This window comes from Psychrobacter sp. PL15, from assembly GCF_035984995.1.
GTDB lineage: Bacteria > Pseudomonadota > Gammaproteobacteria > Pseudomonadales > Moraxellaceae > Psychrobacter.
This window is the reverse complement of the sequence record NZ_JAXCIB010000002.1, coordinates 138,462-162,366: the sequence shown is the minus strand read 5'-3', so window position 1 is coordinate 162,366 and position 23,905 is coordinate 138,462. Positions and strand designations below refer to the sequence as shown.

Below are 23,905 nucleotides of genomic sequence, written 5' to 3'. Positions count from 1 at the left end.
AAGCAAGAAAAATTATGCCAGCAGTAGGTTATGTATCGATATTACTTTTCATTGACTATAGATATAGATAAAACCTAGAATCTAGGGGTTAAAATCTAAGGCTCAGATTCTAGTGATTAGGGTAAAAAAATACCCAGACGGATTACCATCTGGGCAGGAGGAAAAGTATATCTGGGGTATCCTGATTATTCAGGCTTTTTATTTTTGAAATTTATTAGTAGTCAGATACTCTATCAAACTATTGCTTATTCATTGCTTATTCATGTGACTGGTCTGAGGCATTTGGCATGATGACCCATAAAATAATATAAATAAGAATACCAGGCATCGCAGCGCTTAGCGACGAGATGACCACGAATAATATTCGCACCCACATCGGTGACCAACCTACATATTCTGCGATACCACCCATCACACCCGCTACCATGCGATTATTCTGCGAGCGATGTAATTTTGCTAATTTAGCCAAATCTCATACCTCTCTGTTAAGCTGTTCTTCTTAGGAAAATTTAAATCTATTGTTATATTTCTCTTTACTGTCTTGTTACCGTCTTGATTGAATATAACGACTTATTAACTTATAAATAATTATAGCAAGTATTCATGCATTAACTGTTAACAGTATAGGCATTATTTGTGACTTTATGATACTCAAACTTACTCTAACCTATCATTATTACCCGTAACTGCCTGATTTTAAATAATTATTTCAAAATATTTCTAAAACGGCTTTGTTACTCTCATCCTTCTGCTATTTAAATCGAATTTTACTTATTCGTTAACTTAAATTTTATTATTCCATTGTTGCTCGCTATTCTTCGGCCTACTCGCCTCACTCCTAACCACCCTTTTCCTTGAGTACTATTTGTAATTGATTATTGAGATATTTAAAGCTAGATGACACAAAATCAGCATCAACAGCTAGCGTTAAAGTTAATGAATAAAACATTAAAATAGTCTACTTAACGATAGAATACTCACTCGCTTTATGGCTGTTCATCAGAACAGCACCACCGTTTACAATAACCTACCTGTAACTAAGTACAAACCTTTATACCATGCTGATAAATAACTACTAGATAGATTTTAGCGCTATAAGGACTCTTATGTATGATACTGGCTTAATGATTGGGTATTTTGAACCGTTGCATTTAGGACAAATGCGCAGCATCTTAGATGCTGCTGGGCAAGCGAATAACTTGCACATTGTCATCACTGCTCACCCATCACCCCATCCAGATTTTGCTATTACCCTACAAGATAAGGCCCGCTGGCTACAAATGGCCTGTGCTGACATGCCATTTATTCATATTCATACCAGTGATGAAATTGAACTGCCTCTACATGAGAACCTCGATGACATCACCATAAATGCGGCAAATAGCAATACCAAATTGCAGCGCTTAATTGATGCGCTACGCTTGCCAGCAGAAGCAGTATTGTTCATTGCAGAAAACCATCCTTTAGCGCAGAGTAACACTCAAGAACAGCTATTGATGACAGTAGTGACTACGCCGTTACAGCCTGAATTCGACTCTTATACGATTGCTCGTGACCCAGTAGCGCATTGGTCAGCTATCCATCCACAAGCTCGCGGTGATTACACTAAGACCGTCGCTATTGTCGGTGGTGAGAGCTCAGGTAAGACCACCTTGGTGCATAAGCTTGCTAATTATTATGGCGCTAGCTTTGTGCTGGAGACGGGGCGGCTTTATGTAGGGACCGATTTAGGCGGTAGTGAGATTGGATTACAGTATAGCGATTATGCCCCGATTGCCCTTAATCACGCCCAAGCGATACGCGCAGCAGCGGCTACAGCGACCGCACCCATAACGATTATAGATACTGACTTTGTGACCACGCAGGCGTTTTGTGAAGAATATGAAGGCCGTACGCATCCCTTCGTTGGGGCTTGTATTAACGAGTTTCGCTTGGACCATACTATTATGCTGGATAATAATGTCCCGTGGGTTGCTGATGGCATGCGTTCATTGGGCAATGAGGTAGCGCGCGGACGCTTTGAGCAGCTATTATTAACTATTTTTGCTCGTCATCATATCCAGCCACATATGATTACTGAACCCGATTATGATGAACGTTATCAACAAGCATTGGCTTTTATTGATCAGCAGATTTATAACCAAACGATAAAACCATCTGAAAAATATAATTAAAAATTACCGAAACAAGTTGCTAGACACAACCAACGACTTTACTAGATTGTGAGGCAATCCCTATAGTTAATGACTAACAATATTATGACGCAGGTTACAGTACAGACTATATATCAGTACCGTTAGTGACGCTGCAGTCGTAGCGTTTTTTTATAAACAGGACAGCTATAGTCGATTCAATTTAAAAAAGACACAGTGCTGTACACGACTCTCTTTTATTGTGAACCAACTATACACCTAACAATTTTGCTTTGAATTTATGACGTTACTATTTTGAGGAAAACAGCTTTATGCGTATTCAGCTATTGGATAACATCACTGGAAAATGGTCAATGCAGTGGATTGTCACTTGGTTCGTCTGCGGGGTAGCCGCTTTATCCGCCGGGTTTTGGCTCACTACTGAGCACACTACTCTAGATATGTTTTATTTAGGCGTTTCATTTATTGGTTTGGTTTGCGTGGTGTCGCTGTCATTCCGTAAGAATATTATGGGCAATGGTTTTGGCATGGCAGCGACCTCCGGCGAAGTCGTGGTACAAGCTACAGCAGGTTCCGTAGGTCTAATGCTCGCGCCGTTATTTAACTTCTTTACCCACGTTTACGGCCTTTTTTATTGGTCAAAGCATACCGACCCTGATGGTAATATGGTACCCAAATCGGCCAATAAATGGGTTTGGTTAATCACGGCCACCTTTATGATTATCGGTTTGGCACTATTTCCAACAGTAAATGACTTACTCGCCAGCTATGGCTATACGGTCGTAGAAGAGGATAACAGTAAATTTCTAGGACTCATTTCCTTTTTTTGGATTAACGTTATCGCCTTTGTGTTATCAATTACTGCTCAAGCCGCCATGATATTGCGTTATTCATTTAACTGGTGGTTATGGATCCTCTCAAACTTCGTTTGGTTAACCGTCAACCTGATGTCTGGCAATTATATATTTGCGATTCAAACCATGATTTACCAGGTGAATTCTTTTGTCGGTCTATATGAGTGGCATCGTAGTGAACAAAATGCACTAAAAGCGCAAGTATAAAGTAAGCGCTATAAAAAAATAATACTGGAATATAGGCTGGCCAAATAACAGGTCATGACTGTACCGTTTACCAGATAAAATGGTAGGTTGTTCTAAATAATGCTACAACTGGGGGCCTGGGTTAGATTTACCTACTCATTCATTTACTAACAGGGAGGCTAGTATGGCTCGTGCATCTCGTAAAGGCATGTCCAAACGCACACTTGAACAATGGCTGAGTGAATATGCCGTTAGCCATCAAAATTTGATTAACAAAAAAATCCATTGGTTGTGCGTACCCACTATCTTCGTCAGCCTTTTGGGTATGGGAATGTCATTATCGGTCTGGTTTACCTTAGTGTTAAGCGCTTTGGTATTGCTATTTTATATGCAGCTCTCGACCCCGCTATTTGTGGCCATGGGTGTGTTCATCTTAATTTGTCTGTCAGTCATGGCCTTTTTGCCATGGGGCTTTAAGGTTTGGGCAAGTATATTTATCGTTGCTTGGATTGGGCAGTTTGTTGGTCATAAACTTGAAGGCAAAAAACCCTCATTTTTTGAAGACTTACAATTCTTATTGATTGGCCCAGCATGGGTAGTTAATAGCTTGATGAAAAACAAACAACATAAAGAGCGGGCAACTTAAGAACAAATGACTCAAAAATAAGCAATAAAAAGCGCGACCTTGTTACAACAAGATCGCGCTTTTTATTTTCTGCAAAACGAAGTGTGGTGTATTTATCTGTTGTTTAAAGATTAAGTGTTTACTGATCAAGCGTCTGCACACCGCCGCCATTCACAAAAATAGTTTGACCACTTACCCAGGTTGAGACTGGTGAAGCAAAGTATAACATGGCGCCAGCAATATCATCAGCTTCGCCCAAACGTTTGATCGGGGTATGCGCTAACATTTTCTTTTCAATCTCTGGGGTCAATACGGTCTTTAACGCATCAGTACGGGTAGCGCCTGGGCCAACTGCATTAATACGCACTTCCGGACCGAAATCATGAGCTAAATTGGCCACCATATGATTAACGGCTGCTTTTGAACCGGCGTAACCGCTCATATTTGGGTCTTTATTAATACTCGACATTGAAGTAGTAAACACGATTGAGCCATAGCCTGATTCTTTCATATGCGGCGCGCACAATTGGCTGAGACGCCAGCCACTAAATACATTCAACTCAAAATCACGGCGAATATCATCAACTGATATTTTAGATGGATTCTCACGGCCGCCACCACCACCACCCGCGTTGTTAATCAAGATATTGATACAGCCAAACTCTGACATGGACTTGTCTACCATCGCGACTAAATCATCATCTTTTAAGATATTACATTCTATCGCTAAACCTTTGACGCCATATGCTTCGATGTCTTTCACCGCAGCCTGGGCATCGTCAAGTTTCATATCAGCAATGACTATATTGGCGCCAGCTTGTGCCAAGCGCAGTGCTGTCGCTTTACCAATACCGTTGGCCCCACCAGTGACAATGGCGGTCTTTCCGGATAAATCAAATAATTCATTAAATTCTTTGTGTTCAAAAGTTGGCATAACTGCTCCTATTATGGTTATTTTTTATTCTATAACGTCTTTGATGGCTATAAGTATAAGTTTTATGAGTTTAGGTTCAAACCTAGTTAATAACAAATATACTAGACAAGTATGCTTGGTCTGTTTCAATTTAATGTGACAAGTTAACTGTCTTTTGTAATTAGGTTTCGTAAAGGATGACGTAAGTATCACTACTTTATTCCATAAATTTTAAGCATAAAAAAAGCCCCACAATGAAGTGAGGCTTTTGCTCTTAAAGAGCCATGTTTGGAGCGGGAAAAGAGATTCGAACTCTCGACCCCAACCTTGGCAAGGTTATGCTCTACCACTGAGCTATTCCCGCTGAATCAAGTTGTATTATGCTGCTATTTAGATATTGGTTTACTATTAATAGTAGTCATATTCAATAACAACGACGTCTCGATAGGCTGGCTATTCTACCAATTATTCAGCTGCTGTCAATCTCTTTTTTCAAACTCCTCTAGGACCCATGCCGGATTTACCACTATTTTTAACTCTAATCAGTTGCATGCTATTGATTTTAAAATTAAATTTATTCTCACTGACTGATTCCATTATTTTGTAGAAACGGGCACTTAATTATATCGATGGATTTTAGAACCACTCAAACATTAGTAAAGACGGACATCAGGGTGCTACGACCTAAGGCCATGAATAATGTTATAAATTAACAATCAAGCTGCCTAATCATCAAAACAACGAGTATGTCAGCCTGTTTATCTATATTTTATCACTTGTATGTTTTGTTACCTCAATTAAGTCTCTTGCAATTAAGCCACTTGAAACTAAGTCCCTTGCAATTAATCCCCTTGCAATTAATCCCCCTGCAATTGAGCCACTATAGTTAACTGAGTTACATAGGCCTTACCTTCGACTAACTTACTTACAATCATACGTAATATTGTTACTTTTACTGCACTGGTTTTGTACGGCTATCATTATTATACTAACACTCTATTATTGCGCCCACAAAGCTCTGGTAAACGGACGAATAATAAATTATTAGTTCATGCTTTCTCTACATCCAGTTGATAAGTGCTTGGTAGACAGTCCTATATGTTGTTAAAGAACGTCATGGGCAAATCGTTAAGAAAAGCAATAGAGATTAATAGCGTATCAAAAAAAGTAAATGGTATCTTATTATTCTTAGCAGCAGTTTTAGCCATCAGCAGTGCTTATTTGTAAATGCTCAACACGCCCTAATATTTTTGTTCAATTTTACCTTTTATAGTGAGGAAATTTCTTATGAGAAAAGTGCTTACCACCACAGTCATGGCTGTGTCATTATCAGCCCTAAGCTTGACCGGTTGTACCAGTACCACTAGTACTGGTGCCATTGGTGTAGACCGTCAACAGCTATTATTAGTGTCAAGCGAACAGGTATTACAACTATCAGCACAAAGCTATAATAAAAATCTTCAAGAAGCGAGAGCACGCGGTGTACTTGACACTAACAAAGCACAATTAAGCCGCCTCAAAAATGTGGCGAATCGCTTAGTAAGTCAAGTCGGTGTTTATCGTCCAGATGCGGCAAAATGGCAATGGGAAGTGCATACCATTAACTCCAAAGAACTCAACGCCTTTGTCATGCCAGGTGGTAAGATCATGTTCTATAGTGGCATTATTGACCGTCTGAATTTAACGGATGATGAGATAGCCGCGATCATGGGTCACGAGATGGCGCATGCCCTACGTGAACATTCGCGCGAACGTCTCTCACGTGACTATGCGACTCAAACTGGTATTGGGGTTGCTGCTAGTGTGTTCGGTCTATCGCAAGGTCAGGCGCAACTGGCTAACCTAGCGGGAGACCTGGGACTGACCCGTCCTCACAGCCGTACCCAAGAAAGCGAAGCGGACCAAATAGGTCTTGAGCTGATGGCACGTGCTGGATATAACCCACAAGCGGCTATTAGCTTATGGCAAAAAATGCAACGTGCGAGTCAAGGTGGGCCACCACAATTTTTAAGTACTCACCCGACCAGTAGCAATCGTATCGCGCAGTTGCAATCGTTAATGCCTAAAGTAATGCCATTGTATCAACAGTCACGCCGCTAAAATTGGCTGGTAAACGATAAAGCTCCTAATAAAAAACGTCTTACAAGTGGTAAAAAAGGCAGAGCGCAACTATTATTTGCACTCTGTCTTTTTTGTGAGTGTTCACTTTATGACGTTTACTTGACTTTTGCTCACGTCACTCGTCTCCTCGGACCGCCTTATAGGGTCTTATCTATGTCAGTTCACGTCTGCTATAATAGACCGACGATTTATTCACACACTATCAGTCACCACTCGATAAAGGAACGCTATGAGTACTACAGCGCCTGCTACTAATAATTCTGCCCCTACTCCGACTGCTACTGCCCTTGAGCAAGCACTACAAGATTTGCAGCCGCAGAATCTTATCTTAATCAATGAATCAGCAGGTCATTCCGGCTATTTTGAAGGTAAGGAAAGTCATTTTAAGCTTACTATTGTCAGCGACGATTTTACTGGTAAGCGTTTGGTGGGTCGTCATCAGTTGGTGTATCAGCTGGTAGATAAATTATTGACCTCACAAGGGGGTAATATTCATGCTTTGGCGATTCATGCTTATACGCCCGACGAATGGCAAGTTCAAGGTGGCAGCCCTGACAGTCCCTCATGTGCTGGGCAAAATGTAAATTAATAAACAGTATTGTTAATCATAAAAACCTAATACTAGTAAATACTTAAGAAGAATAAAGACCTAACATTAACAACCTAATGACAAATCCCTAACATTAACAACCGTGAATACTATCCTTAAGTTAGCAAATACTAACGAATCATTGTAAAAGGAACACCGTAAATGAAACATTTACACACGCTCTTGGCATTACTGGTGATTGCGCTGTTTTTGTACCAAAGCTATCTGGTATTAAGCGCTAACAAACGGGCACCACGAATCATTAAAATATGCACTCATATTCTCTATGCACTAATCATCATTTCAGGCGTTTGGATGTTAATGCAGCTGATGAGTGCTAACGCTCCGGTACAGTGGGTATTTGCTAAAATAATCTTACTGGTTGCCGCTATTAGCGCCAGCATCAAAGCGTTCAACCCCAATGCGACTCAAAGCCAGAGTAAGGTAGGTATTCTTATTGCTACCGCTGCTTATGTTGGTATTGTCATCCTAGCTTATTCAAAACCTGGCAATTTATTCTAAAGCTGGTGCTAGGATTAGGCGGTGTTAATACTTAGTAACTCATTAATACTGTTTTGTCGCTTGGCTGCCTTTTTAGTACCCTGACTGGTTTATTTTTGCTATCTTAAATAAATGCAGCACCTTTTTAAACAGTGTCTTTTCAACTAGATACCATAACTTTTTCCATAGATACCATAACTTAGCCTGATGGAGCCATTATGAAAACTCTCACTACAGCAACATTACTGGCAGCTGCCGGCGTATTTGGTCTCTCAGGCTGTGCGTCTACTGGCAACTTAACCCCGCAATACGTGCCACCGAATACTTACCAAAGCTACGATTGCCAATCGCTCAACCAAGAATACGTTCGCGTAAACAGCTATGTCGATATTACTCGTAACGAACAATCGACCTTGTCCGCCTCAGGCGTTGGGGTTGGCGTATCTGCAGGGCGTTGGGGCATATCACCTAATATCAGCTTTGGCGTTGGTAAAAGTAACAATACCAAAAACCGTGATGCTAAGTTGTCACGCCTATATGGTGAGCGTGACGCTATTGTCCAGTCAGCGCGTATCCAGCGTTGTAGCTTTGCCAATGGGGTGAAAATTTACGGCGAGTAGCACTGAAAAAACACACGTTAATGAATTTAAGAATTAAAAAAGCCAGTATCTAATAAAGGTACTGGCTTTTTTATAATTTTTTTAGAAGCTGATTTTAAAATAACTTTAGGTCAACTAAGCCTATTTCAGGCTTTGTACCCACTGTACAATTTGATCACTTGGTAGTGCGCCTGATTGCCGCGCCACTTCTTTGCCATTTCTGAATGCTACCATGGTTGGTAGGCTACGAATATTATAAGGCGCAGCAACTTGTTCATGCTTGTCGGTCTGTATCTTGGCAAAGACTATTTGCGGCAGTTGACTGGCAGCGGTTTTAAACTGCGGTGCCATCATGAGGCAAGGCTGACACCAGCTCGCCCAAAAGTCTACGATGGTCAACACTTCATTTTTTTGAATCACTTTATTGACCGTTTGTGCATTCAGCTCATGCGGACTACCAGTCAATAACGACTTACCACATTTACCACAATTGGGCGCACTATCCAGCTTGGCCACTGGCACACGATTGGTTGCTTGACAGTGGCTACAAACGATATGCAAACCTGGTTCACTCGCTTGTTCACTCATAATATGACTCCTATACTGACTGTAATAGTCGCGTTTATTTGATAGGTTTGCTTCGTAGATAATTTTTTGTAGATAGCAGATAACAAGTAACAAGGCTTGCTGTTAACGTCCTGTTGCGCAACTCGCGCAGTCAGTTACCCGTTACCGAACGTTTAAATGAACGGCATGTCTATACTGCTTGGTGTGCCCAGCCACTGTATACATAGGTCATCGGCCGTGGCCCAGATAAATACGCTGCACTCAGCTCCTCGACGATAAAGCCGCTCGCTTCGATGAGCGCTGGGATATCACGGTTCAGATGACAGCCCCCAGCCAAGGGCTTCCACAAAGGTGTTAATCGGTGCTGCCAACGCTCGACCGAAGAATCTGGGGCCAATCCATGTTCACAGAATAACAGTCGGCCGCCAGGCTTGAGTAGTCGTCCCATTTCCTGAAGCGCCGATATTGGGTCACTGATGCTGCATAGGGTAAAAGTTATAACAATGGTGTCAAAGCGATCTGTCTCGGCATGAATACCCTGAACATCCGCTGCGACCATTTCAACAGGGATACTAATAGCGGCCGCTCGCTGGCGCCCAAGAGCCTGCATCTGGGCGGCCGGGTCGATACCAACAATAGAAGAAACTTTTTTTGGGTCATAAAACGGTAGATTGAGACCGCTACCGATGCCAATTTCTAGTACTTCACCTATTGCTTGTGGTACGATTTTGGACCGCGCCTCCATGACCCCACTGGTGCCACAGGCAAGATCAATCATTTTTGGTAATACATAGCGTTCGTATGGATTCATAACTTTCTCCATTTACTGTAACTGGGCAGCACTGCACTCAGCCTAGTAACTGGTACGCAATTGGTTGCTTGGCAGTGCGCGCATAGTAATACTTTAGTTGATACTTTTCACTCATAACAGGACTCTTATCTTAACAGAATCTATTTTAAAAGAGCCAATAGCGCTTTGCACTATTGACCCTGTCATTACTTCACTACTACAACCAATTAACGCTTACAGGTGTTGGTACCCAGCATGGTATACAGTGGACAAAAACGAAACGTACCGGTTAATAAAGGTACTAAGCCAACCACGCCCCACCAGCTTTGGTAATAAGCACCCAATCCGATAACCACTAAACCGGCGACTATACGAAGCATTCTATCAGTACTTCCAACATTAATATTCATAGCTGAGTCCTTAACAGTAGTTAAATATAACAGTAGTATTAATAAGCCAGCTATTTGTTCGTAGGCCAGCATTATTATGGATGGTGTTGGTTCTGCGCTTTCAATTTATTATAAGCACTGCTCTATTATCTAAAATTACTACCCAAGCATGTTAATGGGTACTTTTAAATAACGGGCACCATTGTCTTCAGGTTCTGGCAAACGACCCGCATCAATATTCACCTGTACTGAGGGAATAATCAGCCGTGGCATCTCAAGCGTAGCATCACGCCGCTCGCGCATTTCTATAAATTCCGCTTCGTTGATGCCATCTTTGACATGAATATTGCCTAGTTTTTGTGCCGCTACGGTAGTGCTTGGACAGTGTTTACGGCCTTGGCTAGGATAGTCATGACACAGATAGATCACCGTATTGTCGTCAAGTGCCAACAGCCTTTTGATCGAGCAGTACAAGGTTTTAGCATCACCACCAGGGAAGTCACAACGAGCCGTGCCCACATCAGGAGCAAAGATTGTGTCACCAACAAATACTACTGTTTTTTCATCATCAGCGGCGATATAAGCCATATCAGCCGGTGTATGTCCAGGCACGTGCATGGCAGTAATAGTAATCGAACCCAGCATTAGGGTGCCACCTTCATCAGTCAGAATATCAAACTGGCTGGCATCAGTACGAAAGCTAGTATCAAAGTTAAACACCGTTTTAAATATTTTTTGTACGTCAGTAATATGCCGTCCCATCACAAGCTCCCCGCCTAAAGTCTCTTTTAGATGAATGGCACCTGATAAATGGTCCGCATGAGCATGGGTCTCAATAATATAGACCAGCTGCCAATTCTGGTCTCGCACGAATGTGATCACCTCGTCGATGCCTGAGGTACCTGTGTGGCCTGACTTAGGATCAAAATCCAATACGGGGTCAATGACGGCGCATAATTGCTGCCCAACGTCCGCTAATACATGAGTATAAGTTTCTGTATCGCTATGTAAGAAAGAATGTACTTGCATGGCTATCTCGCTACTGTCTGATAATTGGCTTAATGTATAACTAAATGGTGACTATACAGCTTTGGCTAGCTACTGAGTCTAGTCTATATTTGGGTCTTTGTATCGCTCAGTAATTGTTATTAATATAGGAGCAACTGTCCTTAATATAGCAGCAACCTAACGTTTTATAAACTTATATAATGTAAATATATATAACTTGATATGATCATTGAAATGGTGGATAATTAATGGTTGATTCATCTCCGGAGAGATTAAAACTTTAAGAGTTTTATTGCTTTTAGAATGGTGTATTGTCGCAGCACTTGTCTGCATTGGGTGTTAAAATAGCTGTAACTAAGAAATCCATATATATCTATGGCGACTACTGTCACCGTCCACTATCCTTATAAGGAGCCTATTCTGAAGACTTCTACGCAACCGATGACCTCGTCTACTGACCCCATTCATCACCCTGATAACTCTATAAATCATTCAGATTCAAACGCGACAAATTTTGCACCGCTTGATCTAGCGAAGCAAATGCAGGAGGCGTCATTACAAGCCAGCCAGTTATTAAAATCGCTATCGCATCCTGATCGCTTGATACTGTTGTGTCAGCTGACCCAAGGCGAGTATTGTGTTAGCGAGCTTGAAAAGCTAGTTGGTGTTGGACAACCAAGCTTATCGCAGCAGCTGGGTATCTTGCGTAAAGACCAATTGGTTACCACCCGCCGCGAGGGTAAACAAATTTATTATAGTATCGCTAGTGATGATGCCTTGGCAGTGTTACAACTATTATATCAGCGCTTTTGCAGTAAGGCTGAGTGATGTGGCATACGCAGTTGGACTTAAACGCTAATCGCTAGTTTGCGTAAATTTTTATTAGGATGCTTCTCGACTCTACTTATACTTTTTAATATGATGATAATCTGATATGCCCTCTACCGCTGCTCGTCTGATTCCGGCCTGGCTGCGCCACTACCAAATAGCCACTCTGCCAACTGACGTAATCGCAGGACTGGTGGTAGGTGTGCTAGTCATTCCGCAAAGTTTAGGCTATGCAGTATTGGCAGGCTTACCTCCCGTGTATGGACTATATGCCGCAATTGTGCCAGTTATTGTCTATGCATGGCTGGGTTCTAGTAACGTACAGGCGGTCGGTCCGGTTGCGATTACGGCCATTATGACTGCCAGTAGCTTGCACGCTTATGCAAATCAGGGCGTTGAGCAATATGCGTTAATGGCAAGCCTGCTGGCGTTGATGGTGGGTGCGCTATTATGGATTGCTGGACGATTAAGACTTGGCTGGATTATGCAATTCATCAGTCGCGGGGTATCGGCAGGGTTTATTAGTGGCGCAGCCGTACTGATCTTCGTCAGTCAGCTTAAGTATTTGACCCATATTCCCATAGCAGGAGATAGCTTAATCGGTTATCTTTCCAGCATGCAGATGTATGCTCGGCAGTTGCATCCCTTAACATTACTCATTGGCGTGATTGCTTTTGCGCTCTTGGTTGCGAACCGCTATGGCAGCAAATGGGTATGGCGATCTTGGCTATCACTATCATATGCCAAATGGGCAGAACGACTATTTCCGCTGATTCTACTTAGTCTTGCAATTGTCCTTAGTATCAACTTGCATTGGTCGACTTATGGGGTGGCAACCATCGGTAGTATTCCGCAAGGATTACCGTCCTTAAAATTGCCCTATGTGTCGGACTTCCATGACGCCTTAGACTTATTGCCTACTGCAGGCCTGATGGCACTGATTGTGTTTGTTTCAAGCAGTTCAGTGGCTAGCACCTATGCTCGTCTGCGCGGTGAAACCTTTAATGCCAACCGTGAGCTGAACGGGCTGGGGCTCGCCAATCTTACTGGTGGACTATTTCAAAGCTTTGCCGTTGCAGGTGGCTTTTCGCGTACAGCTATCAATGCCGACTCTGGGGCTAAAACCCCGCTTGCCAGTCTAGTAACCGTCCTAGTAATGATTGCCGCCTTAATTGCATTTGGCAATACCCTGGCTCCACTACCCTACGCTATTTTGGGTGCCACTATTATGGCCTCCATCATTGGTCTCATTGATATTGCCACCTTAAAATCAGCATGGCAGCGTGATCGTTTAGATGCGGCAAGCTTTATGGCGGCGTTCGCCGGAGTGCTAATATTTGGACTTAATACGGGGTTGGTTATTGGCTTGATGGTGTCATTCGCCAGTCTGATTTGGCAATCTAGTCAGCCGCACGTGGCTATTGTTGGCCAACTGGCAGGTACAGGGCACTTTCGCAATATCAATCGGCATAATGTGGTGACCTTCCCTAATTTATTGATGTTGCGTATCGATGAGAGTCTATTCTTTGGCAATAGCGAGTCTGTCCACCGGCGGATATTACTCGCCACCCAGCAATATCCAGAGGCTCGCGAAATTATTCTGATCATGTCAGCAGTTAATCATGTTGATTTGACCGCGCAAGAGATGCTGATAGCGCTTAATCAAGAGCTTACTAACCAGTATAAGCGCCTAAATCTTAGCTTTGTTAAGGGACCAGTCATGGATATCATTGAATATACACCACTCATTACCAAGCTGTCAGGTCAGGTTTTTTTGAGCACTATTGAGGCGGTTGATGCTTTAAAAGACCGCTAGCTTTTATTATGAACGGTTGGCTTTTATTATAAATAGCCAGCTTTTGACCTAAACTAACACTAGCTATTGCTGTCTGCCACAAAATACCGTTATGATGGACTGCTATTGTGTTGAGTACGCGCTAAAGAGAGTCGTAGTGAATGACCATTTTGCGTATAACAGCTTGCATACCACCTACTCAAACACAGCATGACTTTTTAATAACAATAATAGACACTATTTATGACCGACAATCTGACGATTTATAAGCAAATTTACCCCATACAATGCTCTAAACTCGCTGAGCTGGGCTATCGCTCAGTGATCAATGTACGCCCAGATGACGAACATATCACCCAGCCGAGTAGCCAAGATTTGGCGACTGCTACTGAACAAGCAAACTTAGCCTATCATCATATACCATTTGATGATGAGCGCTTGAGCCAAGTTACTGTTGAGCAGTTTGCTAGCTTTTATCATGACTTCCCAAAACCTATACTGATGTTTTGTGGTACTGGTGTGCGTGCCAAACTGCTCTACCAAAGTGCCTTGATGCAAGGTTTGCTATAAGATATTCTTCTATAAAACCATGGTTGTCAGCGCTATACTGATATGCCGTCTCTTTGACAATAAACCTAATGAGTCAACGTTCGCATCCATTGCGCTGACTGCTTTACTGAAATGATGTATTCAATAGTTAATGTCACTTACTTCAAATTTATAATTCTAAAAAGGAGCTCATATGAGCCACGAAATCAGCATTACCGGACAAATCACCCCTGATCAAATCCCCATGATTGCCGAAAATGGTTTTAAAACTATCATTAATAACCGACCTGATGGCGAAGAATCGGGACAACCAACCAGCGCTGATATTGCCACTGCCGCTGAGAAGGCAGGCCTTGTTTATAAAGAAATATCCTTTGCGGGTAGTGAGTTGAATCAAACTCATGTGGAAGATTTTGCCGACTTTTTTAATCAAGCCGAGCAGCCTATTTTAATATATTGCCGTACCGGTGCTCGTTCAACGGGTATTTATGAAGCGGCAAAAAACATGGACTTGTTGGACGACTGATAAATTAGATGTTATGGATATTTAGCTAGTTAGGCAATGGAGCCCATATAAAGATATGGGCTTTTATAGAATATAAGACCCTGTTTTAGATCAGTTTTAAAGTTATATTGCCACAAGGAACGTGAGCTATTTGAAGAGTCATTCTAATATAGCCTTCAATTTTACAAGGACTGTTTTATGAGTAATACTGCGCTCGCTTTGCTGCCACTAGGACTTGCCTACATTATGTTTACCTTGGGCGCTGGACTAAAACCCAGTGACTTCAAGGTTATCGCTAATCATCCCAAAGCATTTTTTGTCGGCTTAGTGAACCAAGTCATTTTTGTACCCTTAGTAGCTTTAGCGGTGGTCTTAGTAATGGCTCCGCCACCAACTATTGCCTTTGGCATCATGCTGATTAGTTTTTGTCCAGGCGGCGTCACCAGTAATATGCTCACCTACTATGCTAAAGGTAATGTTGCGCTCTCAGTGGCACTCACTGGTGTCGTTAGTCTATTATCAGTCATTACTTTGCCAATCTTAATTACTTTGGCTTTTAATCACTTCATGAAAGACCAGGCCAGCTCTATTAGTGCCGTAAAGATCGGTATAGTGATGTTTTTATTGACAGCTTTGCCGGTTACCCTAGGTATGCTCGCTCGCTATAAGTTCACTGACTTTATGGTACGTAGAAGCACTATTCTTAATGGCTTGGCCAGTATCTTTTTTGTATTAATCGTTCTCGCTGCCATTGCTTCTAACTGGCAGTCACTACAATCACAGTTCACCCAAATTGGGCTAGAGCTTGTGCTTATCATTGTGATCTTATTTGCTTTAAGCATGCTAATTGCTAGAGTGTTTAAGCTTAGCTGGTATGATACCAAAACGATCTCAATAGAGACCAGTATTCAAAACAGTACGACTGCAATTACTTTAGCACCTATTATTATGGGAGTCAGCACTCTACCGGTCATCGCCTTACCTGCCGCCTTATATGGTGTACTGATGTATATTGTTGCGCTGCCAATTATTCTTTTAGTTAGGAACAAGAACTGATTATGGTAGATGTAAAAAAGCCACCTCAATTATTGAAGTGGCTTTTTTTATTAACGTTAAGACTGTTTGAGCTTAAATGATCTTTACTGCATTACTAGGTAATCAAAGGCTGATAATGCGGCCTTACTACCTTCGCCCATCGCGATATTGATCTGCTTAAAGGGCACTGTAGTCACATCACCACAAGCAAAGATACCTTTGCGATCAGTACGGCAACGCTCATCAATCTCAATCTCACCAAAGCGGTTCATATCGACGAAACCTTTGACAAAGTCAGTATTAGGTAGCAGACCAATCTGGATAAATACTGCTGATAAATCAAGTTCTTTAGTCTCACCTGAATGACGATCTTCATAGATAATAGAGCTTACCTTGTCATTAGTCGCTTTAATTTCTTTAGTCGCTGCACTAGTAATAATCTCGATATTGGTTTTTTCTTTGGCTTTATTAACCAATACTTGGTCGGCTTTGAGATCATCAGCAAACTCAAATACAGTCACGTGTTTAACGATGTTAGCCAAGTCGATGGCGGCTTCAATACCTGAGTTACCACCGCCGATGACAGACACGTCTTTACCTTTAAAGAATGGGCCATCACAATGCGCGCAGTAGGCAACGCCTTTACCGATATTCTCTTCTTCGCCTGGGACCCCAAGCTTACGCCATTGGGCGCCTGTGGCTAAGATAATACTACGACTTTCAAACACTTCACCAGTATTCAAATGAATACTATAGTTTTCTTCTTCAGTCTCACTAATCTCTTTAACACTGACATGCTGTTTTAAGGTGATGTTGTATTCGTGCATGTGCTTTTCAAAATTGGTTGTCAATTCAGTACCCGTGGTCAATGGTACTGAGATTAGGTTTTCGATATCTTGGGTATCTTTCACCTGTCCACCAATACGGTCAGCCACCATGGTTACTTTTAGGCCTTTACGAGCGGTATAGATAGCAGCAGCGATCCCAGCAGGACCTGCGCCAATGATGGTCACATCTTGCTGCTCTAGCTGTTCCGCGTCGTCTGCACTGCCGTCTGCTAACAAATCAGGGAACTGCTCTTGCAATTTTCCGATCAATTTAGCGGTATCAATCATACCATTTGCAAACGGCTTGCCATTCAAGAATACCGCGGGCACACCTTGGATATTGTTGGCATCTACTTGCTCTTGGAATAGTGCGCCATCAATCATCTCATTGCTGATACTGTCATTTAATAGCGCAAACTGGTTGAGCGCTTGCACCACTTCTGGGCAACTATGGCAAGATAGTGAGATATAGGTCTGGAACTGTAATGGCTCATTAAAACGTTTGACTAGCTTTTGAATGCCTTCGTCAAGTTTTAATGTATGACCACCCGCTTGCAAGATCGCTAAGATTAGCGAGGTAAATTCATGGCCACCAGGAATACCGCTAAACACGATACCAGTATCAGTCAATGCACCATCAATATGGCTACGCACGGCAAAACTAATTGGACTTGGTAGGCTGTCATCGTTTGCAGCGGCGTCAAAATTAATTTTGTCGGTTGTTCCTGCAATCTTAGTCAAAAAATCAATCAATTCAGCACGTTTACTGTGCTCGCCTGTACCCAATACAAAAGTAATTGGACGAGTCATTTTTTCGCTGTAGCTTTTAACAGCATCTAATAAACCTTGGTCTATCATGTTTGTTCCTCATTATTATTGAATATGTAACATCAGCAACGTGACTGTAAGTTAAAAAATAGAAGTAATTATGTGGTGGTGAAGACTAGGGTGTTGTTAGCACTGTACTAATCATCTTTAATGGCCCTATTATCATGCGATTCAGCATTTTGAGCAAGCTGAAAAAGTCAAATACTATATTTTAAAAAACCAATCATATCCTAATAATTGTTTTGTATTTTAAACTTAATGATAAATTATAACCGTAGTCATGAGGTCATTATTTCGCTACAATCGAGGGTAGATGATCACTTTAATAGCCCATTTTTCTAATGATAAACTGCCTTTATAAAGTAGTGATTAATCTTGGCTTCTTATAATACTGATTCTCACAATACTGATTCTTACAATACTTATTTTTATAATACTAAGCCTTATAACCATCAAGTCTCAAAATCATAAACCGTCTTAACCACCATGCGCCAATGCTTATTCTAAGCTTGCGCTCAATAACAAGGATGACAACATGAGAAAGACTGATACATGGCAAGATAACAAAGATATTATCGCTGAACTTAAACAGCAAGACAGCCACTTTGCGAGTATTTTTGATGAGCATACTCAGCTCAATCAGCAAATCAATCAGCTCGAACGTGACCTAGTCAAACATGCCAGTCGTGATGAAGAAATCGAACAAATGAAGCGCCGAAAGCTGCAACTTAAAGACGAAATTTATAAAATAATCGATAAGAATAAAATACAGTCTCGCACTTAACCTTATTACAATCTTGCCCTTAACTTGATGTAGTAAGCAAGTATTATAAATACTGGTACACATAAAATATAAAAAGACCCCATCAACATTGGCTGATGGGGTCTTTATTTATGGCGTTTAGTTAAACTTAAACCTCATAAATTGTGTACTTATAAAAAAATAACTTAGATTTTACCAACAAGATCAAGGCTTGGTTTTAGAGTCGCTTGACCGGCTTCCCAAGCTGCTGGGCAAACTTCGCCATCGTTATCACGTACATATTGTGCCGCTTTTGTTTTACGAACCATATCTTTTGCACTACGGCCAATACCACCAGCATGAATCTCGGCAACTTGAACCAAACCTTCAGGATCGACTAAGAAAGTACCGCGCTCTGCTAAACCAGCTTCTTCAATCATGACATTAAAACCACGGGTGATTTTACCAGTAGGATCGCCAATCATTGGATATTGTACTTTACCAATAGCTTCTGAAGAATCATGCCATGCTTTATGAGTGAAATGCGTGTCAGTAGAAACTGAATATACTTCTACCCCTAGACCTTTAAGCTCATCATAATAAGCGGCCATGTCTTCTAACTCAGTTGGGCAAACAAAAGTAAAATCGGCTGGATAAAATAGGAAGATAGCCCAGCTACCTTTTACGTCTTCTGAAGTAATGGTTTTGAACTCACCATTTACGTATGCTTCTGCTGAAAATTCTGGGATTTCTTGATTGATAATAGACGCCATGGTTGGCTCCTTTATTTTAAATTAATGAGTAATTATCGAGATAGCTGCTTTGATTGAGTCTTTAGCTAGCTGCAATACCTTGTAAACTATACGTGAATTCTATAGTTAATCCAGTTAAAAGTTTTTAATTTGATGTTTTGTTTTATTAAACTTGTTAAACTATTCTATCTACTGTTTTTCAGTATATAACTGGGCGTAAACGGCCCTAGTATATGACAGCGATAACCATAGAAACTGTATTGAAAGCCGATTAAAAGAGAACCTTTATGATTACTTTACGCCAACTTGAATTTGCCTTAGCCGTTGCCAAACACCGTCACTTTAAACGTGCTGCTGAAGACTGTAATATTTCACAGTCAGCCCTTAGTTTGGGAATAGCAGAATTAGAGAAGCAGCTCGATACCCAGATTTTTGAGCGCAATAACAAGCAAGTACTGATTACGCCTATTGGACAAGATATTCTAACGCGGGCGCAGCGAGTATTCTCTGAAATCAATGACTTGACTACGCGTGCTCACAGTCATCAAACGCCACTTGCTTACCCGATGACTGTCGGTATCATTCCGACTATTGCCCCTTACTTACTGCCAAAGGTACTGCCTGCACTTCGAGCCCGCCATCCCGAATTTCGCATGACTATCGTTGAGCAGCAAACTGAGCGTCTACTCGAACAAGTACGTTATGGTCATATCGATACCGCTATTATTGCTCTGCCCTATGCCGTAGATGGACTGCATAGCTTTGAGTTTTGGAGCGAGGACTTCTTTGCAGTATTCCCAAAAGACGATGACCATGCCAAGCTTGAAGCCATTAATTCTGACGAGCTGGCAACAGCCAATTTGATGTTACTTGGTGAAGGTCATTGTCTAACTGATCAGACGCTATCGGTCTGTCATTTTGATCGTGAACAGATGAAATCAAGCTTTTCTGATGCCAGTTTGAATACCTTAATCCAAATGGCTCTGGCTAATATGGGTACGACGTTAGTGCCAGAAATGGCCTTGAATCAATTACACCTACAAAACCAAAATGCTGTTGCCGTACCACTGGCAGAGAAAGGGCCACATCGTCATATCGCTTTTGTTACCCGTCTAAATTATGCTCGGGTCGATGATGTCAACTTGCTCGGTGATGTATTCAAGAAGGCCCTTGAAAAGAATGCCAATCAAGACTAGCGTGTTAGTTATAACTTACTGATGATAAGTAGCAGCTAATAAGACTATCAGGTAAAAAATGTAGCATGCTAGCGGATAGTACAAGTAAGCTATGCGACGATAATATACGCATCACACTGTTGCTGAGCTATCAAATACCAGGTCTCGATGCAGTATTTGATAGCTATAGCTAGGACGTCTTGAGGTAAGACATCTATAAGCACTAGATACCTTGCCAGCTGATTAATTATAATTAGTGTTTGCTAAGCGCTTACCCCGCTGGTCTGGAGTCGTAAGTACGAAAAAATATCCAATCTTTGCGCTTATTTTACCAGTAGTTTGATAAACAACTCACTGCCCTGCCGTGCAGGATGCGAATTATAGCAAGGCTCCATTATCTCAATATCAAAGTATGGAGCGAAATGCTGGTGATATTCATCGGCATTACCACCAAACGGTGGCTGATCGTGGCCAAAATTCTTATCAAATAATAGACCTGTTAGTTTACCTTTAGGCTTAAGTAGCGCAGCCATTTGCTGTACATAATCATCACGGCGTATAGGATCTATCGCACAAAAAAAGGTCTGCTCAAGGACCCAATCAAACTGATAATGGCTCGGTGATAAATCAAAAAAGTCTGCACAAACTAGATATTCGGCCAGAAAGCTGGGATAACGCTCAGCAAAGGCTTTAATCGGCGCAAGGGCAAAATCAACTAACGTCACGTTGGTAAATCCTTGCTCATGTAAGTAGCCGACCTCATAGGCATTGCCGGCTCCAGCCACTAGAATGGCCTGATCCTTAGCCGACTCGGGTAGCTGGTCAATATAAGCCTTAAGCGGTGGTGATATTTCACCCATATCCCAGCCAATGCTGTCCTGCTCATAACGCTGTTGCCAAAAATCAGCTTGATTGACACTATCCATACGTTACCCTTCCTTTATATGCGACTGACTCATTTAAATGCCGCACCTAGCAATGTCTATAACTTATCTATTATATCAGTATTTTTGAGACGTTTTGTATCGATATAATCAATTTAATCTAAAATCGCTTTAATTTATCCAACCAAACCTAAAATCAGTCTAGGCCGTGTTATCGATTACTCCTGATTTTCCTGCCAGCATATCGTGCCATTTCTTATATTCTGGCATCGCGGTCGCTACCGTTTGCCAAAATGCGCGGCTATGGTTGGCATGATGTAAATGACATAACTCATGCACAATCACATATTCTGTGCATTCTATAGGATAAGCAGGAAGGTGAACGGACAGCCATATACGACCAGCGCGCGTATTACAACTGCCCCAGCGCGTGTGCATTTTTTTGATCCGTATTTCGCGAGCTTCAGCACCAACAATCGGTTGCCATTTATCAAATAGCTCAGGCATAACGATGGATAATTGCTGTCGATAATAGGCAGTTTTTTCATGGTCATTAAGCATAAAAGGTTGCGACTCACCCCATAGCATGATGGCAGTAGAGGCTGTTGATGGATCAGCTGATGGCAGCTGTCCGTGTTTCTGTCTGCGCTTATGCTGCTCTAAAACTTGTTCGTGACATGCTAATGCCCATGACACACGCCTAGCAACGGCTTGCGCGACTTGGAGCGCATTGATAGATAGTGGTACTGATACCCTTAATTGATAAGGCTTGAGACGAAAATTGATATTTTTAACCCGCTTTGGGGTAACCTGTAGGGTGATGCCGGCTTGAGCCAAACATTGCACAGCACTGTCCAATAAAGGATGAACGTACTTTTGTGGCAGGCTCAAGGGTTCCATAGATTATTCGCAACCTTTATCATTACACTCTCACTATAGCGCTTGCAAGTGATTGTCAAAGGACATCATATGTAGCTTGCTGTCTTTGGTCACGCGCTGATTTGACTGTTGTTCGCTATCTACAGCAGCTGTCTTTAAGCCAATTGCATTTAAGCCAATTGCATTTGATCCCGTCACTTGCAAAGCAGTCAATTGGCCTAGGCCATCACTGATAATAAAACCAGCTTGCTTACCACTATCTATATTTTCACCAGTTTCAGTGTTGTCAAAGTTAAGGTCATTAATGTTGAGACTATTAGCTTTAAGATCTTTATTTTTAGGATCACTATTTTTGTTGCGATTGGCTTTATTGTGATTGGCTTGAACATTATAACTCTCACTACTGTATAACACAGACGCCCCTGCACAGTCCGGTAGATTCACATCACTAATCAGCTTGCGGGTATTTAAGTCATAGACTGCCGCACAGCCCCCAAACGGTGTGGTCACACACAATAAGTTGTGTTGGCTATCAACGACCACACTGGCAATATACTGATGGAAACGTTGCCATTGATTGTCTGGCATGATTAGAGGCTTAAAGTCGATATCACCACGCTTATGAGTCAGTACTAAAGGAACATTAATATGCTTTTCGCCTTGGAACTGAATGCCAATCATTACTGTTCCGTCGTTATGCACAGCTAGATGACGCACGCTCATTTGATTGTGCTCAGGAAAAATTTGTTCAATAAGTTGGCCATCTTGGCGATTAATATAAGCCAATGAGGGATGCATAGTATCTAAGTTCAGCTCCTCACGTGAGGCTCGTTCGGTCTTAATACCACCATTAGCAATAATTAATGTCTCACCATCAGGATGCATAATAAGCTCATGTGGCCCAATACCATGTGAGCCAAATTCAGCGACTTTTTGATAGTCACAACTGGCATCGTAGATACCAATTTTACCCGCTAAACTTACGGTATCATTTTCGGTCACATAGAGTAATTGACCGTCTAGGCTATAGCAGGCATGACCATAAAAATGTCTATCAACAGCTGATTTGATAGCATGCTTTACTTGTCCTGTAGCCGTATCTAATACCCAAAACCCTTCGCTAGGGCGTCGACCCATGACCACGACATCGCGGCAAGCAGCCTTCTTATTACCATTACTGACCTGATCACTAATATCCTCAACATCGGGCTGCACGACAATATCATGAACGCGCTCTGGCATAGTCGTCTGCCAAACAATCTGGCGATCGGCATCGATACCGACCACACCAAAACTATTATCGCTATCATCTGTAGTCGCAGCCGCTTGCGGCATGGATGCCACCCCACTGACCCAACATACAGAACCTGACAGCATGGTAGTAGTGTGTAGGGCTAGCTTAGCTGTAGCCTCGTCGGGATCAGTTTTATCGTTGTCATAGCTAGGATAGCTTTTGTTAGAATGACCACCATTCGGGTAGCGTTGATAAGCCTGTACAGCTTGCTGACCAACATACTTTAAGCGGTCAAGATGCTCAGAACGCGATAAATCATGCAGCTGAAAATTTATAGCAGAAGGTACCTTACGCAACCCAGTCAAATAATCTTGCAAACGCGCATCTGGTTGCTGCTGCTTACGATAGCGATGATGTAGACCAACTAAAGCCGTTGTGCCTATTAAGGTTCCTAGAGTGGTACCAAGCGCAGTTAGTGCTGAAGCGGTCAGCAGCTCATAGGTAGTAGGTTTACCTGTAGTACGCTTATCCATAGTACGCTTATCCATAGTACGCTTATGCATATTATTAAGACCCT

The 23,905-nt window shown here is 41.9% G+C and carries 25 protein-coding genes and 1 tRNA gene; 14 read left to right on the top strand and 12 right to left on the bottom strand.

Annotated elements, in window-relative coordinates; genetic code table 11:
- Positions 1-256 precede the first annotated feature (256 nt).
- The gene (locus RCH20_RS02185) at positions 257-469 is read right to left on the bottom strand and encodes a PspC domain-containing protein (protein ID WP_209956448.1); all 213 of its coding nucleotides are present in this window, start codon (positions 467-469) and stop codon (positions 257-259) included.
- Between the two features lie 637 nt (positions 470-1,106).
- On the opposite strand from RCH20_RS02185, the gene nadR reads away from it, so the two are divergent.
- The 3 genes from nadR to RCH20_RS02170 all read left to right on the top strand — a co-directional run bounded on the left by nadR (position 1,107) and on the right by RCH20_RS02170 (position 3,839).
- Positions 1,107-2,174, top strand: a complete 1,068-nt coding sequence (gene nadR / locus RCH20_RS02180; RefSeq protein ID WP_327192420.1) for a multifunctional transcriptional regulator/nicotinamide-nucleotide adenylyltransferase/ribosylnicotinamide kinase NadR — start codon at positions 1,107-1,109, stop codon at positions 2,172-2,174.
- Positions 2,175-2,464: 290 nt separating this feature from the next.
- Positions 2,465-3,214, top strand: coding sequence for a nicotinamide riboside transporter PnuC (gene pnuC / locus RCH20_RS02175; protein ID WP_327192419.1), 750 nt, complete (start codon positions 2,465-2,467; stop codon positions 3,212-3,214).
- A 163-nt stretch (positions 3,215-3,377) separates the two neighbouring features.
- Positions 3,378-3,839, top strand: coding sequence for an Mpo1 family 2-hydroxy fatty acid dioxygenase (locus RCH20_RS02170; RefSeq protein WP_209956445.1), 462 nt, complete (start codon positions 3,378-3,380; stop codon positions 3,837-3,839).
- A gap of 118 nt (positions 3,840-3,957) precedes the next feature.
- Here the strand turns inward: RCH20_RS02170 and RCH20_RS02165 are convergent, their stop codons facing one another.
- The gene (locus RCH20_RS02165; RefSeq protein ID WP_209956444.1) at positions 3,958-4,752 is read right to left on the bottom strand and encodes a glucose 1-dehydrogenase; all 795 of its coding nucleotides are present in this window, start codon (positions 4,750-4,752) and stop codon (positions 3,958-3,960) included.
- Positions 4,753-5,020: 268 nt separating this feature from the next.
- Positions 5,021-5,095: transfer RNA gene (locus RCH20_RS02160), tRNA-Gly, on the bottom strand.
- Between the two features lie 923 nt (positions 5,096-6,018).
- On the opposite strand from RCH20_RS02160, the gene RCH20_RS02155 reads away from it, so the two are divergent.
- From RCH20_RS02155 to RCH20_RS02140, 4 genes are all read left to right on the top strand, one after another.
- Complete coding sequence (locus RCH20_RS02155) at positions 6,019-6,831, top strand: M48 family metallopeptidase (protein ID WP_209956443.1); 813 nt, start codon at positions 6,019-6,021, stop codon at positions 6,829-6,831.
- Positions 6,832-7,081: 250 nt separating this feature from the next.
- On the top strand, positions 7,082-7,441 hold the full coding sequence (locus RCH20_RS02150; protein WP_209956442.1) for a BolA family protein: 360 nt from the start codon (positions 7,082-7,084) through the stop codon (positions 7,439-7,441).
- Between the two features lie 162 nt (positions 7,442-7,603).
- A complete protein-coding gene (locus RCH20_RS02145) occupies positions 7,604-7,963 on the top strand; it encodes a SirB2 family protein (protein ID WP_209956441.1) in 360 nt (119 codons plus the stop codon).
- A 197-nt stretch (positions 7,964-8,160) separates the two neighbouring features.
- Entirely contained in the window at positions 8,161-8,562 is a 402-nt protein-coding gene (locus tag RCH20_RS02140; RefSeq protein ID WP_327192418.1) for a hypothetical protein, read from the top strand.
- 120 nt (positions 8,563-8,682) lie between these two features.
- On the opposite strand, the gene trxC is transcribed toward RCH20_RS02140, so the two are convergent.
- The 4 genes from trxC to RCH20_RS02120 form a co-directional block, all read right to left on the bottom strand.
- On the bottom strand, positions 8,683-9,129 hold the full coding sequence (gene trxC, locus RCH20_RS02135) for a thioredoxin TrxC (protein ID WP_327192417.1): 447 nt from the start codon (positions 9,127-9,129) through the stop codon (positions 8,683-8,685).
- Between the two features lie 169 nt (positions 9,130-9,298).
- Positions 9,299-9,919, bottom strand: coding sequence for a class I SAM-dependent methyltransferase (locus RCH20_RS02130; RefSeq protein ID WP_209956438.1), 621 nt, complete (start codon positions 9,917-9,919; stop codon positions 9,299-9,301).
- 206 nt (positions 9,920-10,125) lie between these two features.
- A complete protein-coding gene (locus RCH20_RS02125) occupies positions 10,126-10,308 on the bottom strand; it encodes a YgaP family membrane protein (RefSeq protein WP_209956437.1) in 183 nt (60 codons plus the stop codon).
- Between the two features lie 138 nt (positions 10,309-10,446).
- A complete protein-coding gene (locus RCH20_RS02120) occupies positions 10,447-11,316 on the bottom strand; it encodes an MBL fold metallo-hydrolase (RefSeq protein ID WP_209956436.1) in 870 nt (289 codons plus the stop codon).
- 354 nt (positions 11,317-11,670) lie between these two features.
- Between RCH20_RS02120 and RCH20_RS12475 the strand changes: the two genes are divergently transcribed.
- From RCH20_RS12475 to RCH20_RS02095, 5 genes are all read left to right on the top strand, one after another.
- Positions 11,671-12,123, top strand: a complete 453-nt coding sequence (locus RCH20_RS12475; RefSeq protein WP_442793084.1) for an ArsR/SmtB family transcription factor — start codon at positions 11,671-11,673, stop codon at positions 12,121-12,123.
- A gap of 106 nt (positions 12,124-12,229) precedes the next feature.
- Positions 12,230-13,939 carry a SulP family inorganic anion transporter gene (locus RCH20_RS02110; protein ID WP_327192416.1) on the top strand — a complete coding sequence of 570 codons (1,710 nt, stop codon included), beginning with the start codon at positions 12,230-12,232 and terminating at the stop codon, positions 13,937-13,939.
- Between the two features lie 222 nt (positions 13,940-14,161).
- Positions 14,162-14,488 (top strand): beta-lactamase hydrolase domain-containing protein, encoded by a 327-nt coding sequence (locus RCH20_RS02105; RefSeq protein WP_327192415.1) that lies wholly within the window; start codon positions 14,162-14,164, stop codon positions 14,486-14,488.
- A gap of 172 nt (positions 14,489-14,660) precedes the next feature.
- A complete protein-coding gene (locus tag RCH20_RS02100) occupies positions 14,661-14,993 on the top strand; it encodes a TIGR01244 family sulfur transferase (RefSeq protein ID WP_327192414.1) in 333 nt (110 codons plus the stop codon).
- 177 nt (positions 14,994-15,170) lie between these two features.
- Complete coding sequence (locus tag RCH20_RS02095) at positions 15,171-16,028, top strand: bile acid:sodium symporter family protein (protein ID WP_209956432.1); 858 nt, start codon at positions 15,171-15,173, stop codon at positions 16,026-16,028.
- A gap of 83 nt (positions 16,029-16,111) precedes the next feature.
- On the opposite strand, the gene ahpF is transcribed toward RCH20_RS02095, so the two are convergent.
- Positions 16,112-17,692, bottom strand: a complete 1,581-nt coding sequence (gene ahpF, locus RCH20_RS02090) for an alkyl hydroperoxide reductase subunit F (RefSeq protein WP_209956431.1) — start codon at positions 17,690-17,692, stop codon at positions 16,112-16,114.
- Between the two features lie 505 nt (positions 17,693-18,197).
- Between ahpF and RCH20_RS02085 the strand changes: the two genes are divergently transcribed.
- Positions 18,198-18,446: a YdcH family protein gene (locus RCH20_RS02085; protein WP_327192413.1), complete on the top strand. Its 249-nt coding sequence runs from the start codon at positions 18,198-18,200 to the stop codon at positions 18,444-18,446.
- A gap of 164 nt (positions 18,447-18,610) precedes the next feature.
- On the opposite strand, the gene ahpC is transcribed toward RCH20_RS02085, so the two are convergent.
- A complete protein-coding gene (gene ahpC, locus RCH20_RS02080) occupies positions 18,611-19,177 on the bottom strand; it encodes an alkyl hydroperoxide reductase subunit C (protein WP_209956429.1) in 567 nt (188 codons plus the stop codon).
- Between the two features lie 266 nt (positions 19,178-19,443).
- Here ahpC and RCH20_RS02075 point away from each other — a divergent pair, with 266 nt between their 5' ends.
- Positions 19,444-20,352, top strand: coding sequence for a hydrogen peroxide-inducible genes activator (locus tag RCH20_RS02075; RefSeq protein ID WP_327192412.1), 909 nt, complete (start codon positions 19,444-19,446; stop codon positions 20,350-20,352).
- Between the two features lie 302 nt (positions 20,353-20,654).
- Here the strand turns inward: RCH20_RS02075 and RCH20_RS02070 are convergent, their stop codons facing one another.
- The 3 genes from RCH20_RS02070 to RCH20_RS02060 form a co-directional block, all read right to left on the bottom strand.
- Complete coding sequence (locus RCH20_RS02070; protein ID WP_327192411.1) at positions 20,655-21,257, bottom strand: methyltransferase domain-containing protein; 603 nt, start codon at positions 21,255-21,257, stop codon at positions 20,655-20,657.
- A 159-nt stretch (positions 21,258-21,416) separates the two neighbouring features.
- Positions 21,417-22,115, bottom strand: coding sequence for a M48 family metallopeptidase (locus RCH20_RS02065; protein WP_327192409.1), 699 nt, complete (start codon positions 22,113-22,115; stop codon positions 21,417-21,419).
- 33 nt (positions 22,116-22,148) lie between these two features.
- On the bottom strand, positions 22,149-23,891 hold the full coding sequence (locus tag RCH20_RS02060) for a DUF1513 domain-containing protein (RefSeq protein ID WP_327192408.1): 1,743 nt from the start codon (positions 23,889-23,891) through the stop codon (positions 22,149-22,151).
- Positions 23,892-23,905 lie beyond the last annotated feature (14 nt).

Coding starts and splice junctions, on each gene's coding strand:
- RCH20_RS02085 (WP_327192413.1), top strand. CDS start 18,198: ATGAGAAAGACTGATACATGGCAAGATAACAAAGATATTATCGCTGAA.
- nadR (WP_327192420.1), top strand. CDS start 1,107: ATGTATGATACTGGCTTAATGATTGGGTATTTTGAACCGTTGCATTTA.
- RCH20_RS02130 (WP_209956438.1), bottom strand. CDS start 9,919: ATGAATCCATACGAACGCTATGTATTACCAAAAATGATTGATCTTGCC.
- RCH20_RS02110 (WP_327192416.1), top strand. CDS start 12,230: ATGCCCTCTACCGCTGCTCGTCTGATTCCGGCCTGGCTGCGCCACTAC.
- RCH20_RS02125 (WP_209956437.1), bottom strand. CDS start 10,308: ATGAATATTAATGTTGGAAGTACTGATAGAATGCTTCGTATAGTCGCC.
- ahpF (WP_209956431.1), bottom strand. CDS start 17,692: ATGATAGACCAAGGTTTATTAGATGCTGTTAAAAGCTACAGCGAAAAA.
- RCH20_RS02070 (WP_327192411.1), bottom strand. CDS start 21,257: ATGGATAGTGTCAATCAAGCTGATTTTTGGCAACAGCGTTATGAGCAG.
- RCH20_RS02065 (WP_327192409.1), bottom strand. CDS start 22,115: ATGGAACCCTTGAGCCTGCCACAAAAGTACGTTCATCCTTTATTGGAC.
- pnuC (WP_327192419.1), top strand. CDS start 2,465: ATGCGTATTCAGCTATTGGATAACATCACTGGAAAATGGTCAATGCAG.
- trxC (WP_327192417.1), bottom strand. CDS start 9,129: ATGAGTGAACAAGCGAGTGAACCAGGTTTGCATATCGTTTGTAGCCAC.
- RCH20_RS02100 (WP_327192414.1), top strand. CDS start 14,661: ATGAGCCACGAAATCAGCATTACCGGACAAATCACCCCTGATCAAATC.
- RCH20_RS02105 (WP_327192415.1), top strand. CDS start 14,162: ATGACCGACAATCTGACGATTTATAAGCAAATTTACCCCATACAATGC.
- RCH20_RS02140 (WP_327192418.1), top strand. CDS start 8,161: ATGAAAACTCTCACTACAGCAACATTACTGGCAGCTGCCGGCGTATTT.
- RCH20_RS02170 (WP_209956445.1), top strand. CDS start 3,378: ATGGCTCGTGCATCTCGTAAAGGCATGTCCAAACGCACACTTGAACAA.
- RCH20_RS02150 (WP_209956442.1), top strand. CDS start 7,082: ATGAGTACTACAGCGCCTGCTACTAATAATTCTGCCCCTACTCCGACT.
- RCH20_RS02075 (WP_327192412.1), top strand. CDS start 19,444: ATGATTACTTTACGCCAACTTGAATTTGCCTTAGCCGTTGCCAAACAC.
- RCH20_RS12475 (WP_442793084.1), top strand. CDS start 11,671: ATGGCGACTACTGTCACCGTCCACTATCCTTATAAGGAGCCTATTCTG.
- ahpC (WP_209956429.1), bottom strand. CDS start 19,177: ATGGCGTCTATTATCAATCAAGAAATCCCAGAATTTTCAGCAGAAGCA.
- RCH20_RS02060 (WP_327192408.1), bottom strand. CDS start 23,891: ATGCATAAGCGTACTATGGATAAGCGTACTATGGATAAGCGTACTACA.
- RCH20_RS02165 (WP_209956444.1), bottom strand. CDS start 4,752: ATGCCAACTTTTGAACACAAAGAATTTAATGAATTATTTGATTTATCC.
- RCH20_RS02095 (WP_209956432.1), top strand. CDS start 15,171: ATGAGTAATACTGCGCTCGCTTTGCTGCCACTAGGACTTGCCTACATT.
- RCH20_RS02155 (WP_209956443.1), top strand. CDS start 6,019: ATGAGAAAAGTGCTTACCACCACAGTCATGGCTGTGTCATTATCAGCC.
- RCH20_RS02145 (WP_209956441.1), top strand. CDS start 7,604: ATGAAACATTTACACACGCTCTTGGCATTACTGGTGATTGCGCTGTTT.
- RCH20_RS02120 (WP_209956436.1), bottom strand. CDS start 11,316: ATGCAAGTACATTCTTTCTTACATAGCGATACAGAAACTTATACTCAT.